This is a genomic window from Brevundimonas sp. (assembly GCF_041688735.1).
Taxonomy (GTDB): domain Bacteria; phylum Pseudomonadota; class Alphaproteobacteria; order Caulobacterales; family Caulobacteraceae; genus Brevundimonas.
Map to the genome: position 1 here is coordinate 1 of NZ_JBDNHO010000040.1, position 12,680 is coordinate 12,680.

13 protein-coding genes are annotated in these 12,680 nt (G+C 66.4%); 11 read left to right on the forward strand and 2 right to left on the reverse strand.

Annotated elements, in window-relative coordinates; all coding sequences use genetic code 11:
- On the forward strand, positions 1–120 hold a 120-nt coding region (locus tag ACESMO_RS04480; RefSeq protein WP_372706167.1), incomplete at its 5' end, for a transposase.
- A 126-nt stretch (positions 121–246) separates the two neighbouring features.
- On the opposite strand, the gene ACESMO_RS04485 is transcribed toward ACESMO_RS04480, so the two are convergent.
- Positions 247–1,005, reverse strand: a complete 759-nt coding sequence (locus ACESMO_RS04485; RefSeq protein WP_372706985.1) for a tRNA1(Val) (adenine(37)-N6)-methyltransferase — start codon at positions 1,003–1,005, stop codon at positions 247–249.
- A 111-nt stretch (positions 1,006–1,116) separates the two neighbouring features.
- Here ACESMO_RS04485 and ACESMO_RS04490 point away from each other — a divergent pair, with 111 nt between their 5' ends.
- On the forward strand, positions 1,117–2,139 hold the full coding sequence (locus ACESMO_RS04490; protein WP_372706986.1) for a polyprenyl synthetase family protein: 1,023 nt from the start codon (positions 1,117–1,119) through the stop codon (positions 2,137–2,139).
- 42 nt (positions 2,140–2,181) lie between these two features.
- Here ACESMO_RS04490 and ACESMO_RS04495 read toward each other — a convergent pair whose 3' ends face one another.
- On the reverse strand, positions 2,182–3,402 hold the full coding sequence (locus ACESMO_RS04495; RefSeq protein ID WP_372706987.1) for a pyridoxal phosphate-dependent aminotransferase: 1,221 nt from the start codon (positions 3,400–3,402) through the stop codon (positions 2,182–2,184).
- Positions 3,403–3,574: 172 nt separating this feature from the next.
- On the opposite strand from ACESMO_RS04495, the gene ACESMO_RS04500 reads away from it, so the two are divergent.
- The 9 genes from ACESMO_RS04500 (at position 3,575) to ACESMO_RS04540 (ending at position 12,415) form a co-directional block, all read left to right on the forward strand.
- A complete protein-coding gene (locus ACESMO_RS04500; RefSeq protein ID WP_372706988.1) occupies positions 3,575–3,973 on the forward strand; it encodes a host attachment family protein in 399 nt (132 codons plus the stop codon).
- Between the two features lie 173 nt (positions 3,974–4,146).
- Positions 4,147–4,866, forward strand: coding sequence for a TVP38/TMEM64 family protein (locus ACESMO_RS04505; RefSeq protein ID WP_372706989.1), 720 nt, complete (start codon positions 4,147–4,149; stop codon positions 4,864–4,866).
- A 69-nt stretch (positions 4,867–4,935) separates the two neighbouring features.
- A complete protein-coding gene (locus ACESMO_RS04510; RefSeq protein ID WP_372706990.1) occupies positions 4,936–5,553 on the forward strand; it encodes a glutathione S-transferase family protein in 618 nt (205 codons plus the stop codon).
- A 257-nt stretch (positions 5,554–5,810) separates the two neighbouring features.
- Positions 5,811–6,851: a rod shape-determining protein gene (locus ACESMO_RS04515; RefSeq protein ID WP_372706991.1), complete on the forward strand. Its 1,041-nt coding sequence runs from the start codon at positions 5,811–5,813 to the stop codon at positions 6,849–6,851.
- Positions 6,852–6,989: 138 nt separating this feature from the next.
- Positions 6,990–8,105 carry a rod shape-determining protein MreC gene (gene mreC / locus ACESMO_RS04520; RefSeq protein ID WP_372706992.1) on the forward strand — a complete coding sequence of 372 codons (1,116 nt, stop codon included), beginning with the start codon at positions 6,990–6,992 and terminating at the stop codon, positions 8,103–8,105.
- The gene (locus ACESMO_RS04525; RefSeq protein WP_372706993.1) at positions 8,102–8,620 is read left to right on the forward strand and encodes a hypothetical protein; all 519 of its coding nucleotides are present in this window, start codon (positions 8,102–8,104) and stop codon (positions 8,618–8,620) included. The genes mreC and ACESMO_RS04525 overlap by 4 nt, the downstream gene beginning before the upstream one ends.
- Entirely contained in the window at positions 8,617–10,707 is a 2,091-nt protein-coding gene (mrdA, locus tag ACESMO_RS04530; protein ID WP_372706994.1) for a penicillin-binding protein 2, read from the forward strand. The genes ACESMO_RS04525 and mrdA overlap by 4 nt, the downstream gene beginning before the upstream one ends.
- The gene (gene rodA, locus ACESMO_RS04535) at positions 10,704–11,861 is read left to right on the forward strand and encodes a rod shape-determining protein RodA (RefSeq protein ID WP_372706995.1); all 1,158 of its coding nucleotides are present in this window, start codon (positions 10,704–10,706) and stop codon (positions 11,859–11,861) included. Before mrdA ends, rodA begins: the two co-directional genes overlap by 4 nt.
- 29 nt (positions 11,862–11,890) lie before the next feature.
- Positions 11,891–12,415 (forward strand): DUF6173 family protein, encoded by a 525-nt coding sequence (locus tag ACESMO_RS04540; RefSeq protein ID WP_372706996.1) that lies wholly within the window; start codon positions 11,891–11,893, stop codon positions 12,413–12,415.
- Positions 12,416–12,680 lie beyond the last annotated feature (265 nt).

The following is a 12,680-nucleotide window of genomic DNA, read 5'->3' on the forward strand; positions in this document are numbered from 1 at the left end:
ATCGAGAACATGTTCGGCAGGCTCAAGGACTGGCGGCGCATCCACACCCGCTACGACCGATGCGCACACACCTTCATGTCTGCCATCACTATCGCCGCCACGGTGATCTTCTGGCTATGATCAATGAGTCCTGAGCCTAGTGGTCAGTGGTTGATGCCCCGCGATCCTGCGCGATCGGCTCCCTTCGGAACTTCGCAACCCCTGATCAGTAGTCACTAATCACTAATTACCCGACCGGCCACCCCGTCACCATTCCAACCCGGCCTCGCCCCGCAGCACCGCCTCCGCCTCATCCGTGTGCTTGTCAGCGCCGCGCTCATGCAGCACCAGCGGCGGCAACAGCCTCAGCGGTGCCTTGCCCGTCTTGATCGCCTGAACCAGCACACGCTTGGCCGGCTCATCCGTATACGGATGGATGGGTCGAATCGCGAACGAGCCTGCCTTCTCGCCGAGCAGCGCCAGCAGATCGGCCAGTCGGTCGGCCCGGTGGATCATCGCGATCCGCCCGCCCTCGCGCACCGCCTTCAGCAGGAACCACGTCCATGCCGCCAGCCCGTCGTCGGCCATCCATGCGTCCCGCTTGCCGGCAGAAGGCGCGCGCAAGGCCCCCGGATCGTCGAAGAAGGGCGGATTGCAGACGGCCCAGTCGAATGGCTCCAGCGCCAGCGCGCCAAACCCCGCCGCCACGTCACCGGTCACGATCTCGGCCTGCGCGCTGTTCAGCGCCGCGTTCTCGCGCGCCAAACCGGCCATGTCGGGATTGCGTTCCAGCCCGGTCAGCAGCGCCTCCGGTCTTCGCGCGGCGATCTGCATCAGCACCCCGCCTGCGCCGCAACCGGCCTCGATCACCCGTGCGCCAGGCGCGGCGTCGATCGCGGCCGCCAGCAGTGCCGCGTCCATGCCCGCGCGATAGCCTTTCTGAGGCTGGCGCAGCCGGACGCGCCCGCCCAGCAGGGCGTTCTCGACGATCTTGATGTCCGCGTTCTGGAACGGTGCGACGGTCACGTAGCTTGACCCATGATGACCCGATCACCATTGTGCGCCGCATCGTCCCGCCGCAAGCGCCGGCGCGATTTTCAGACGCGATCCTCCTCCGCGTCGTCCGTTCCGAAGAGTATGTCGTTGGACGCTGTCACGATCGCCGATTCCCGATCCAAGGGAGACGTCGGACCGCTCGTTCGGCTGGCGAAAGCCGATATGGCGGCTGTGGATGCGCTGATCATCGAGCGGATGCAGTCGCAGGTGCCGGTGATTCCCCTTCTGGCCGAGCATCTGGTCTCGGCCGGCGGCAAGCGGCTTCGCCCCCTGCTGGCGGTGGCAGCGGCCCGGGCGTCGGGCGCGACGGACGAAATAGCGGGGTCGCGCAAGCTGGCGGCGGCGGTCGAGTTCATTCACACCGCGACCCTGCTGCATGACGACGTCGTCGACGGCTCCAACCTGCGTCGCGGCAAGACGGCGGCCCACCTGATCTGGGGCGCGCCGTCCAGCGTCCTGGTCGGCGACTTTCTGTTCGCGCGTGCCTTCGAACTGATGGTCGAGACCAACAACATGCGGGCGCTGGGCATCCTCGCCAGGGCCTCAAGCATCATTTCCGAGGGCGAGGTGCTGCAACTGACCCGCGCCCACGACCTGAACCTGGATCAGGAAACCTATCTGCGGATTATTTCGGCCAAGACCGCCGAACTGTTCGCCGCCGCCGCCGAGGCCGGCGCGGTCGGGGCAGGGGCCGATGAGAAGTCGATTCAGGCCCTGCGCGCCTACGGCCTGAATCTCGGTCTGGCCTTCCAGCTGGCCGACGACGCCCTGGACTACGGGGGCTCGTCCGAAGTGCTGGGCAAGAACGCCGGCGACGACTTCGGCGAGGGCAAGGTCACCCTGCCGCTGCTGCTCGCCGCCGCCCGCACGCGTGGGCGCGAGGACGCCTTCTGGGATCGCACGATCAACAAGGGCCAGCGCAGCGACGGCGATTTTCGCCGCGCCCGCGAATTGGTGGTCGGCTCCGGCGCGGTCGGCGTGACCCTCGATACGGCCCATCAATACGCCGAAGCCGCCAAGGCCGCGCTCAAGGTCCTGCCCGCCGGCGACTGGCGACGCGCGCTGGAGCAGCTGGCCGATTTCGCGGTTTCGAGGGCCGCTTAGAACCGCGAACGGTCCTTCCCCCCGCAAGCGGGAGAAGGAGGATTACCGCAACCCGGCGCAAAACCGCTGTATCCGGCGGCACGCCTCCTCCAGCACCGCCTCGCTGGTCGCGTAGCTGATGCGGAAATACGGGCTCAATCCGAAGGCCGAGCCCTGCACCACCGCCACCCCCTCGGCGTCCAGCAGTTCGGCGGTGAACACGTCGTCGCTGTCGATCACCACCCCGCCCTCGGTTCGCTTGCCGATCAGCCCCTCGATCGACGGATAGACGTAGAATGCGCCCTCGGGCGTGGCGCAGCGGATGCCCGTCGCCTGATTCAGCATCGACACGACCAGATCGCGCCGCGCCTCGAAATGCGTCGCCCGCTCGGCGATGAAGTCCTGCGGCCCGTTCAACGCCTCGACCGCCGCCCACTGGCTGATGGATGAGGGGTTGGACGTCGTCTGGCTCGCCACCTTGCGCATCAGGTCGATCAGCGCCTTGGGCCCGCCCGCATAGCCGATGCGCCAGCCGGTCATGGCATAAGCCTTGGACACGCCATTCACCGTCAGCGTCCGCGCGTACAGATCGGGCGCGGCCTGGGCGACCGTCCGATAGTCGAAGTCGCCGTAGATCAGATGCTCATACATGTCGTCGGTCATGATCCAGACCTGCGGGTGCCGACGCAGCACCTCGGCCAGGGCGACCAGTTCGGCCTCGGTGTAGGCCGCGCCGGTGGGGTTGGACGGGCTGTTCAGGATCAGCCATTTGGTGCGCGGCGTGATCGCCGCCTCCAACGCCTCGGGCTTGAGCTTGAACCCATCCTTCTCGTGCCCGACCACAGACACCGGCTCGCCGCCGGCCAGCAGCACCATGTCGGGATAGCTGACCCAGTAGGGCGCGGGCACGATCACCTCGTCGCCCGGAGACAGGGTGGCGACCAGCGCATTGTACAGCACCGCCTTGCCGCCTGGGGCGACGTGGATCTGGCTGGTCTCGTAGGTCAGCCCGTTTTCGCGCGCGAATTTGGCGACGATGGCGGCCTTCAACTCAGGCAGGCCGTCGACATCGGTATATTTGGTCTCGCCCCGCCGGATGGCCGCGATGGCGGCTTCCTTGATGTTGTCCGGCGTGTCGAAGTCCGGTTCACCCGCCCCCAGACCGATCACGTCGCGGCCCTCGCGCTTTAGCTCGCGCGCCCGGGCGGTGACCGCCAGGGTGGCCGAGGGCTTGACGCGAGCCAGAGCCCTGGACTGAAGCGCGGCGGACTGCAGGCTGGACATGGCAACTCCCGGGGACGGTAGCCAATCCTTACGCAGTTGCGAAAGAGCGATCAAATGTCGGGCCGGAAGCGGACGCCATACGCCGCATCGCACACTGTATCGGCACGCCATCGCCGCAACCGGCTCACCTGCGGATCGTTCACGTCTCCCCACCAAAAATCGGAGCATCTTGATGAAACTTCTCAAAGGCACGCTCGTAGCCGTCGTTGATGGAGAGAAGCTGGCGCTCTTCGAAAACACCGGGCAACAGGATATCCAGCTGAAATCCCGGCCGTCGCCGTCGATCGCGGAGCGCGCTTCGGGTGCCGCCGGGCGAATCTCCAGCGAGGCCAACCCCGACAACGACACCCAGGCTGAAGACGGGTTCGCCATGGGCGTCGCCGATGTGCTGAACAAATGGGTGCTGACCAACAAGGTCGAGCATCTGCTCGTCATCGCCGCGCCCAAGACTCTCGGTCAGTTGCGCAAGGGCTGGCACAAGGAAACCGCGGCCCGGGTCGTCGGCGAAATCGCCAAGGACCTCACCGGTCACTCCACCGATCAGATCGCCGGAGCCATCGAAAAGGCCTGAACCTGGCATCAGGCCTTCGGCAATCGTCAAGTGGACGCGGGCGTGGCGAACGATCGCTCGGCCTGCGTCCTGTCGCCGACACTCAAGTCCTGCGTGCTGCTCTATCGACACTTGACAACACTCTGACCTGCCAGCTCTCGCCCACGTCCACGGTGGATGTTAATCCCCACTCCATGCGCCGCGTCCTCGACTTCATCCTCAACATGGAAGGACGGCGTTGGCGGGCGCTGTTGGCGACGGCGCTGTTACTCGCCGCCACCCTGGGCCTGCTGGCCCTCGGCAAGAGTCAGCTCGGCCTCGCCGCCGAGGAGAATCTCGAGGCTTGGCTGCAGGGCTATCGCGGCAGTTCCTGGGCTTTCGCCGCCACCGTGGTCCTGTTCATCGCCGCAGCCTTCATCGGCGTACCTCAGTTCATTCTGATCGCCGCCTGCGTGGTCGCCTTCGGGCCGTCGCTGGGCTTTTTCTACAGCTGGGCGGCGACGGTGGCCTCGGCGGGCGTGACCTACTGGCTGGGTCGCGGGCCGACGGCGAGGCTGGTCGATCGGCTGGGTGGCCGGACGATGGGCCGGCTGAAGGGCTTCGTCGGTCAGAACGCCTTCTATGCCAGCTTCATGATCCGCAACGTGCCCTCCGCGCCCTTCATCGTCGTCAACATGGCGTTCGGCTCGACCCGGGCGTCGTTTCCGGCCTATCTGCTGGGCTGCGCTCTCGGCGTCCTGCCCAAGACCGCCCTGGTCGCCTTTTTCGGCGGGGCGGTGGTTTCGGCGGTCAGCGGCGACGGGGTGTGGACCTCACTCATCCTCGCGGGAGTCGCTGTGGTCTGGCTGGGTCTGATGCTGGGCGTGCGCGAACTGATGAAGCGTCGGGAACGGGCCACTGGCGACGGCGATTGACACAGTACTTGTTGCGGATCGTTCCACCCCCTATCTGGTTCTTATCCAACCGTCCTTCGGAGCCCCGTCATGCTGAAACTCTACATCTCCCCGGGTGCCTGCGCCCTGGCCTCACACATCGCGCTGGAAGAAGCCGGCGCGAATTACGAGACGCAGGTGATCGACCTGAGATCGGGTCAACAACGCATGCCGGACTATCTGGCCGTGAACCCCGCCGGCTCGACGCCGGCCCTGGCCACGGATCATGGGGTCGTCACCCAGAACCCCGCCATCCTCGCCCTGATCGCCCAGACCCATCCCGACGCGGGCGTCGCGCCGATCGATGATCCTTATGCCTTCGCCGCCTTCAACGCGCTGAACGGCTTCCTGTCGTCGTCCCTGCATCCCGCCATTGGCAAGGTGCTGTTCAGCCGCCCACCGCTCGAGGGCGAGGCGAAGGACCAGGCGGTGGAGCAGGCCCTGGCAAAATATCAGCTGGTCGAGGACCACTATCTGAAGGGCGACTGGGCCATGGGCGACGCCTTCAGCCTTGCCGATGGGTATCTGTCCGTGTTCACGCGCTGGGCGCGGCAGGCGGGCCTGCTGGACGCATCGCGCTTCCCCCGCCTCAACGGTCACCTCGATCGCGTTCAGGCCCGTCCCGCAGTGCGCCGCGTGCTGGAGGCCGAGGGGCTCTCGGCCGTCTGAAGCCGGGCTGACGTCATCGTGAACGCATCGGAGGCCACCTGCGGGGTCGCCGATGCGTTCGCATGCGCGGGGCCTCGCCAAAGGGCTTGTAATCGCCTTCTTACAAGGGCAAACGGGCCATTAGGTCGGTCAGGCGATTACGATCAGGAGGCGGTGCGTATGGGGATGCGCGCGGCCGGAGTGTCGCCGAAGCGGATCAAGTCAGACGCACGCTTCCGAGCCTCGCTCGGGGCCCGAACGAACGGTATCCCAGGCCCATGTTCTCGAGTATTTTCGGCGCCATCTCCAACGACATCGCCATCGATCTCGGCACCGCCAACACCCTGATCTACATGAAGGGCAAGGGCATTGTCCTGAACGAGCCGTCCGTGGTCGCCCTGCGCAACGTCGGTGGACGCAAGATCGTCCATGCCGTGGGCCTCGAGGCCAAGCAGATGCTGGGCCGCACGCCCGCCCACATGGAAGCCATCCGCCCCATGCGCGATGGGGTCATCGCCGACTTCGAAGTCGCCGAGGAGATGATCAAACACTTCATCCGCAAGGTTCATAACCGCAAGGGCTTCGTGAACCCCAAGGTCATCGTCTGCGTGCCGTCGGGCGCCACCGCCGTCGAGCGTCGCGCGATCAATGATTCCTGCCTCAACGCCTCTGCCCGCCGCGTCGGCTTGATCGACGAGCCCATGGCCGCCGCGATCGGCGCTGGCCTGCCGATCCACGAGCCGACCGGCTCGATGGTCGTCGACATCGGCGGCGGCACCACCGAGGTGGCCGTGTTGTCCCTGTCCGGCATCGTCTATTCGCGCTCGGTCCGCGTGGGCGGCGACAAGATGGACGAGGCGATCATCTCCTACATGCGCCGCAACCATAACCTGCTGATCGGCGAGACCACCGCCGAGCGGATCAAGAAGGACATTGGCACCGCCCGCATTCCGGCCGACGGCGAAGGCCTGTCGATCGACGTCAAGGGCCGCGACCTGATGCAGGGCGTGCCCCGCGAGGTCCGTATCTCCGAACGTCAGGCCGCCGAAGCCCTGGCGGAACCGGTGACCCAGATCGTCGAGGCCGTGAAGGTCGCGCTGGAAGCCACCCCGCCCGAACTGGCCGCCGACATCGCCGACAAGGGCATCATGCTGACCGGCGGCGGTGCGCTGCTGCGTGGTCTGGACGCCGAAATCCGCGACCATACCGGCCTGCCGGTCTCTGTCGCCGACGATCCGCTGTCCTGCGTCGCCATCGGTTGCGGCCGAGTGCTGGAGCATCCGCGCTGGATGAAGGGCATCCTGGACTCGGCGCTTTAAGGTTCAGTCCCCAACTCCGCCGCAAATCCCTGCAATCACGGCTTCGGAGCTGGTTTCCAACCGGCGCTGATTTTGCGGTAGGCTACGACATCGGCGGGGGGCGTCCCGCTGATTCCCTCTTTCCCAGGAAGGCGCGCCGTGGCGTTTCGCGACGGACCGTTCGAGAATATCAAGGTGCCGCTGGTCTGGACCGCGGCCCTGACTGTCGTCGTGGCGATCGTTGTCTGCGTCCTGCTGCTCATCAGCGACGTCCGCGCCCAGACTTCGCCCTATCAGCCGGTGCGAGCCGGGGTCGAGGCCGTGACGGGCCCCGTTGGCGGAGTCTTCGCCGCCCCGGTGCGCTGGTTCGGCCATGCCACCGATTATGTCGGTGGCTATTTCTTCGCCGTGTCCGAGAATCGCCGGCTGAAGCGTGATTTGGCGGAGTTGCAGCCCTGGCGCGACCAGGCCATCGCCCTCAAGAACGTCAATAGTCGCTATGAGGCCATGCTGGGCATCCGGCCCGACCCGCCGGTGGCCATGCAGACGGCCCGCTCCATCTCCGACACGCGCGGCCCCTTCTCCAACGCCCGGCTGATCGACGCCGGCTCGTCCAAGGGCATCAAGGTCGGCAATCCGGTCATCAACGAACAGGGCCTGGTCGGCCGCGTCGTCGGCACTTCAGGCCATGTCAGTCGCGTCGTGCTGCTGACCGATGTCGCCAGCCGCACGCCGGTGTTGGTCGATCGCACGGACGCCCGAGCCCTGCTGACAGGAGACGGTTCACCCAATCCGCGGCTTGAATTCGTCCGCGGCGTCGGCGCGGTCCAGGCGGGTGATCGCATCCTGTCGTCCGGCGACGGCGGCGGCTTCCCGCGCGGCGTGCCGATCGGCGTCGCCGCCAAGGGCGTCGATGGCTCGTGGCGGGTCAAGCTGTTCAGCGACCGGGGGGCCATCGACTATGTCCGGGTCATGCTGTTTGAGGACTTCAGCCAGTTGATCGGCGCGGACGACCTCAACGCTCCGCCGCTCGCCGCGCTCGGAACCCTGTCGGAAGCGACCTCGGCCCAGACCACCGCCATTTCCGACTCGGCCGCCCGCCGCGACGTCGTCCGCGCCGGCGTTGCCCAGGCCCAGACGGACGCCGCCGCCGCCGCCGCGACCGCGCCCGCGCCCGCCCGCCCGTCGCCGGTTCCGTCGCCCCCCGCATCGACCCCGCCCACGCCCCAACCCGCGACCGAGCCGGCCGCGCCGCCGCCGGGAGAGCCGGGATGAGACGCTCCGTCGCGGTCCGTATCGTCGGGCCGGTTCAGTGGATCGTCATTCCGGCCTTGATCACGGTCGCCGCCGCCATCGTGCTGGCGACGCCTGTTGAACTGTTCGGCCTGAACCTGCCCGAGCCGGTGATTCCGATGGTCCTGGCCTTCGCCTGGCCTCTGATCCGGCCTTCCGTCATCGCGCCGCTGGTCCTTACCGCCCTGGGCCTGTTCCTCGACATATTCACCTACGGCCCGCTGGGCCTCTGGGCGCTGGCCCTGCTGGGGATCTATGCGGTGGTCCTGGCCTCGCGCAGTTTCCTGATCGGCCGGGACACAGGCGTGTTGTTCGTCTGGTACGCGGCCTGTTGCGGACTCGCCTTCATGCTGGTCTATCTGGTGGTCAGCCTGATCGCCCGCAATCCGCCCAGCCTGCTCGCCCTGCTCGGCCAGATCGTGCCGACCCTGCTGCTGTTCCCGTTCGCGAACCACATGGTCGAGCAGTTCGATGATGGCGACGTGAGGTTCCGATGAACTCGGAACCCTCCATCTTCTTCTCCGACGTCAACGAGCGTCAGGGCTCCTTCCTGCGCCGGACCTTCGTGTTCGGCGGGCTGACGGCTCTCGGCGGGTTGGCCCTGACCGGACGACTGGCCCAGCTGCAGGTCATCCAGGCCCAGCAATACGCCACCCTGGCCTCGAACAACCAGTTCAATTTCCGCCTCGTACCACCGCCGCGCGGCCGCATCCTTGACCGCAACGGCGTCGTCATAGCCGGCAACCGGCCCAGCTTCCGCGTGCTGGTCGTGCGCGACGAGACCAAGGATCTGGACCAGACGCTGGACCTGCTCGGGCGTCTGCTGCCCGATACGATGGACCGCCGCCGCTCCATCATCCGCGACGTCAACGCCGCCCCGCGCTTCAGCCCCGTGCCGGTCAAGAGCGACCTGACGTGGGAAGAGTTCGCCCGCGTCAACCTTTATGCCAACGAGTTGCCCGGCGTGATGGCCGACATGAACGAGGCGCGCTTTTACCCGTCCGGCGGCGCCTTCGCTCACGTCATCGGGTATGTCGCCAAGCCCAATGACCGCGACATCAAGGCGATCAGGGACCGGGGCGATCAGGTCCCGGACATTCTCTATAATCCCGGCTTCCGCATCGGCCGTCTGGGCGTGGAAAAGTCGTTCGACCCCGACCTTCGCGGCGAGGCCGGCGGCACCCGCGTCGAGGTCGATGCGCGGGGCAGGGTGGTGGCCGAGGACATCGGCGGCTCGCGCCCCGCCGTCCCGGGCGAGGATGTGGTCCTGACCCTCGACGTCGACGTCCAGAACCGCGCGCTGGAGGTTTTCGGCGAGGAATCCGGCGGCTGCGTGGTCATGGATGTCCGCAACGGCGACATCCTGTGCATGGTCTCGGCGCCGTCTTTCGACCCCAATCTGTTCGTCGGTGGCGTACCCTCGCGCCTCTACAATGCCCTGCGCGACTATGAGCGCAAGCCGTTGCTGGACAAGGCCATCTACGGCAGCTTTCCGCCTGGCTCCACATTCAAGATGGCGACGGCGCTCGCCTTTCTGGACGCGGGTATCGATCCGGCCGAGAGGGTTTTCTGCACCGGCGGCTATCGCTACGGCAGCCGCACGTTCCGTTGCTGGAAGAAGACCGGCCATGGCTCAATGAACATGCACGAGGCCATCAAGAACTCGTGCGACACCTATTTCTACCACCTCTGCAATCGGGCGGGTGTAGACCGGATCGCCAAGGTCGCAGAGGACCTCGGCTTCAATCAGACCTATGAGATCGGGATCGCTGGTCAGAGCCGCGGCACCATGCCGAGCCGGGCCTGGAAGGCCGACTATGCGCGTCGCACCCGCAATCCCAATCCCGACGCTGGCACCTGGTATCCCGGCGAGACCCTGTCCGTGGCCATCGGTCAGGGCGCGGTGTCGGCGACCGCCCTGCAGTTGGCGGTGATGACCGCCCGCCTCGCCAACGGACGAAAAGCGATCAAGCCCCGTCTAGTTCGGTCCGTGGGGGGCGTGCAGCGACCGTCAGGTGCGGCCGTTCCAGACCTGCCTTTCAGCCAAGAACACCTCGACATCGTTAGGGCCGCAATGGCGGCGGTGGCGAACGATGTGAGAGGCACGGCCTACCGCGCCTCACAGCTCGGCCTTGGCGACATCCAGATGGCGGGCAAGACCGGCACGGCCCAGTCGCGCGACTATCGGGTCGGCGAGTTCAGGGGCCCCCGGAACGCCGTCTGGAGCCGCCGCGACCACGCTCTTTTCGTGGCCTTCGCCCCGCATGATGCGCCGCGCTACGCCATCGCCCTGATCATCCAGCATGCGCCCACGGGCGGCTCTGCCGATGCCGCCCCTCGAGCTCGCGAGATCATAAAGACGGTCCTGCTCAAGGATCCCGACATGCGGGCCCGGATCGAACGGCCCCTGCCGCCTGAAGCCGTCGCCCCCGACGGGGCCGACGAGGGCGCACTGGGTGCCGGCCCGGGCGGTGAGGTCACCGGCACTGCGGCTGCGGAGGCGGCACGGCCGGCTCCCTCACCGCGCCGCGCACCGTCCGCCACAACGGGCCCGCGACCCTATCTGTCGGAGCCACCACAATGACCGCCTCGGCCCTGACCCGCCCGGGCGAGCGTGATCGTCTTTCGACCAAGATCGCCGAACTGGACTGGCGTCTGGTCGGCCTGCTGTGCGCGGTCGCCTTCGTCGGTACGGCCATGCTCTATTCGGTCGCGGGCGGGGAATGGCGGCCTTGGGCGATCCAGCACGTCATCCGCTTCGGGGCGCTTTTGCTGGTGATGCTGGCGCTGGCCATGCTGCACCCGAAATGGTGGTTCCGCGCCGCCTATCCGATGTACGGCCTGCTGCTCGTTCTGGTCCTGATGATCGAGTTCACACCCCTCGGCTATGTCGCGGGCGGCGCCAAGAACTGGCTGAACCTCGGCTTCGTGCGCATCCAGCCCGCCGAGTTCATGAAGCTGGGCCTCGTCCTGGCCCTGGCGCGCTGGTACCATAACCACACCGCGCAAGAGGCCCGCTGGTCCTGGAAACTACTGTTTCCGGTGGCCATGATCGGCGTCCCGTTCCTGCTCGTGGCAAAACAACCTGACCTCGGCTCGGCCATGATCATCGGCCTGACCGGCGCCGTAATCATGTTCGTGGCCGGCCTCAGCTGGCGTGTCATCGCCGCTGGGGGACTGGCCGCCGTCGCCCTCATCCCGCCCTTCGTCATGTTCGGCATGCACGACTATCAGCGCAATCGCGTGCTGACCTTCCTCAGTCCGGAGTCTGACCCGTCGGGCACCGGCTACAACATCATCCAGTCCAAGATCGCCCTCGGCTCGGGCGGCGTGCTGGGCAAGGGCTATGGCCTGGGCAGCCAGAGCCAGCTGGAGTTCCTGCCGGAACGCCACACGGACTTCATCTTCTCCACGGTGGCGGAGGAGTTTGGCTTCGTGGGCTCGTTCGCCGTGCTCGCCTGCTACGTGGCCATCATCCTGATCGCCCTGCGCATCGCCTCACTGGCCCACAGCCATTTCGGCCGCATCGCCGCCGCGGGCATGACCAGCTTCTTTGCCCTGTTCGTCCTCATCAACGGGGCGATGGTCATGGGCCTGGCACCGGTGGTCGGGGTGCCGATGCCGCTGCTGTCCTATGGGGGATCGTCCATGATGACCATCATGTTCGGCTTTGGCCTGATCCTTTCGACCCGCGTGCACCGCTACGCCGAACTGCCCAAGGGGCATGGGCTGTTCTGATTGGACGTCTCGGGCGTTAGGCTGGAAGCATGACCAAAGCCAAAACCCAAGCCAAAACCAGGCCCGTCAAAGTCCGTTCCGCCAAACCCAGGGTCGCCGCGCCCGACGCTCCGGTCGTCGCGCATGCCTCGATGTTTTCGGATTGCGGCGACGCGCCGTGCCCTGAACCCCTGCTGCCGTCGGCCTCGCCCGAACGGACCGCCGCCCTGACCGACGGCGTGCGTATGCGCGAAAACCCCGCCGAATGGGCCTTCGTGCGCCTGTCCAAGCTGATCGAGGACTATGAGAAGGGTCTCGACAAGGATTACGAGATCGCCGCCACCGTCGTCGGCATGCCCGGGAGCGGCACCCTGACGATCGAGGATGTCGGCTTCTGGGGGCCGGACTTCATCCTGTTCCTGGGCAAGAACGCCGACGGCAAGCCGGTCCGGCTGATTCAGCACTATGCCCAGATCAACGTCCTGCTCGACGCCCGCAAGAAACCCGGGGAACGCGAGGCCCGCCGCATCGGCTTCCAGCTCTCGGAACTGGTGCAGAAGACCAATCCGAAATAGGGCGGCTGCCTTGGACGAAGAAAAGTTAGCGTGTTGCGTTCACCGGTTGAGACCACCACCCGGAGCGGACGTTCGAGCAACTCGGACATGATTCCAATAACGTCTCTAATCCGCCACCCGAAGACAAGCTAGGCTCAGGACCCATTAAAGGGATTCACACGGTCGTGGCGATCTGATTCACTGGTGGCAGGAGGAGCCTGTCATGAGTGATCTGTTTTGGCTGACGAACAAGCAGATGCGTCGGATCAAGCCATATTTCCCGCTG

What these genes read in the sequence shown, in the direction of transcription:
- ACESMO_RS04490 (WP_372706986.1), top strand. Translation starts at nt 1,117, where the DNA reads ATGTCGTTGGACGCTGTCACGATCGCCGATTCCCGATCCAAGGGAGAC.
- ACESMO_RS04495 (WP_372706987.1), bottom strand. Translation starts at nt 3,402, where the DNA reads ATGTCCAGCCTGCAGTCCGCCGCGCTTCAGTCCAGGGCTCTGGCTCGC.
- ACESMO_RS04500 (WP_372706988.1), top strand. Translation starts at nt 3,575, where the DNA reads ATGAAACTTCTCAAAGGCACGCTCGTAGCCGTCGTTGATGGAGAGAAG.
- ACESMO_RS04505 (WP_372706989.1), top strand. Translation starts at nt 4,147, where the DNA reads ATGCGCCGCGTCCTCGACTTCATCCTCAACATGGAAGGACGGCGTTGG.
- ACESMO_RS04510 (WP_372706990.1), top strand. Translation starts at nt 4,936, where the DNA reads ATGCTGAAACTCTACATCTCCCCGGGTGCCTGCGCCCTGGCCTCACAC.
- ACESMO_RS04515 (WP_372706991.1), top strand. Translation starts at nt 5,811, where the DNA reads ATGTTCTCGAGTATTTTCGGCGCCATCTCCAACGACATCGCCATCGAT.
- ACESMO_RS04525 (WP_372706993.1), top strand. Translation starts at nt 8,102, where the DNA reads ATGAGACGCTCCGTCGCGGTCCGTATCGTCGGGCCGGTTCAGTGGATC.
- mrdA (WP_372706994.1), top strand. Translation starts at nt 8,617, where the DNA reads ATGAACTCGGAACCCTCCATCTTCTTCTCCGACGTCAACGAGCGTCAG.
- rodA (WP_372706995.1), top strand. Translation starts at nt 10,704, where the DNA reads ATGACCGCCTCGGCCCTGACCCGCCCGGGCGAGCGTGATCGTCTTTCG.
- ACESMO_RS04540 (WP_372706996.1), top strand. Translation starts at nt 11,891, where the DNA reads ATGACCAAAGCCAAAACCCAAGCCAAAACCAGGCCCGTCAAAGTCCGT.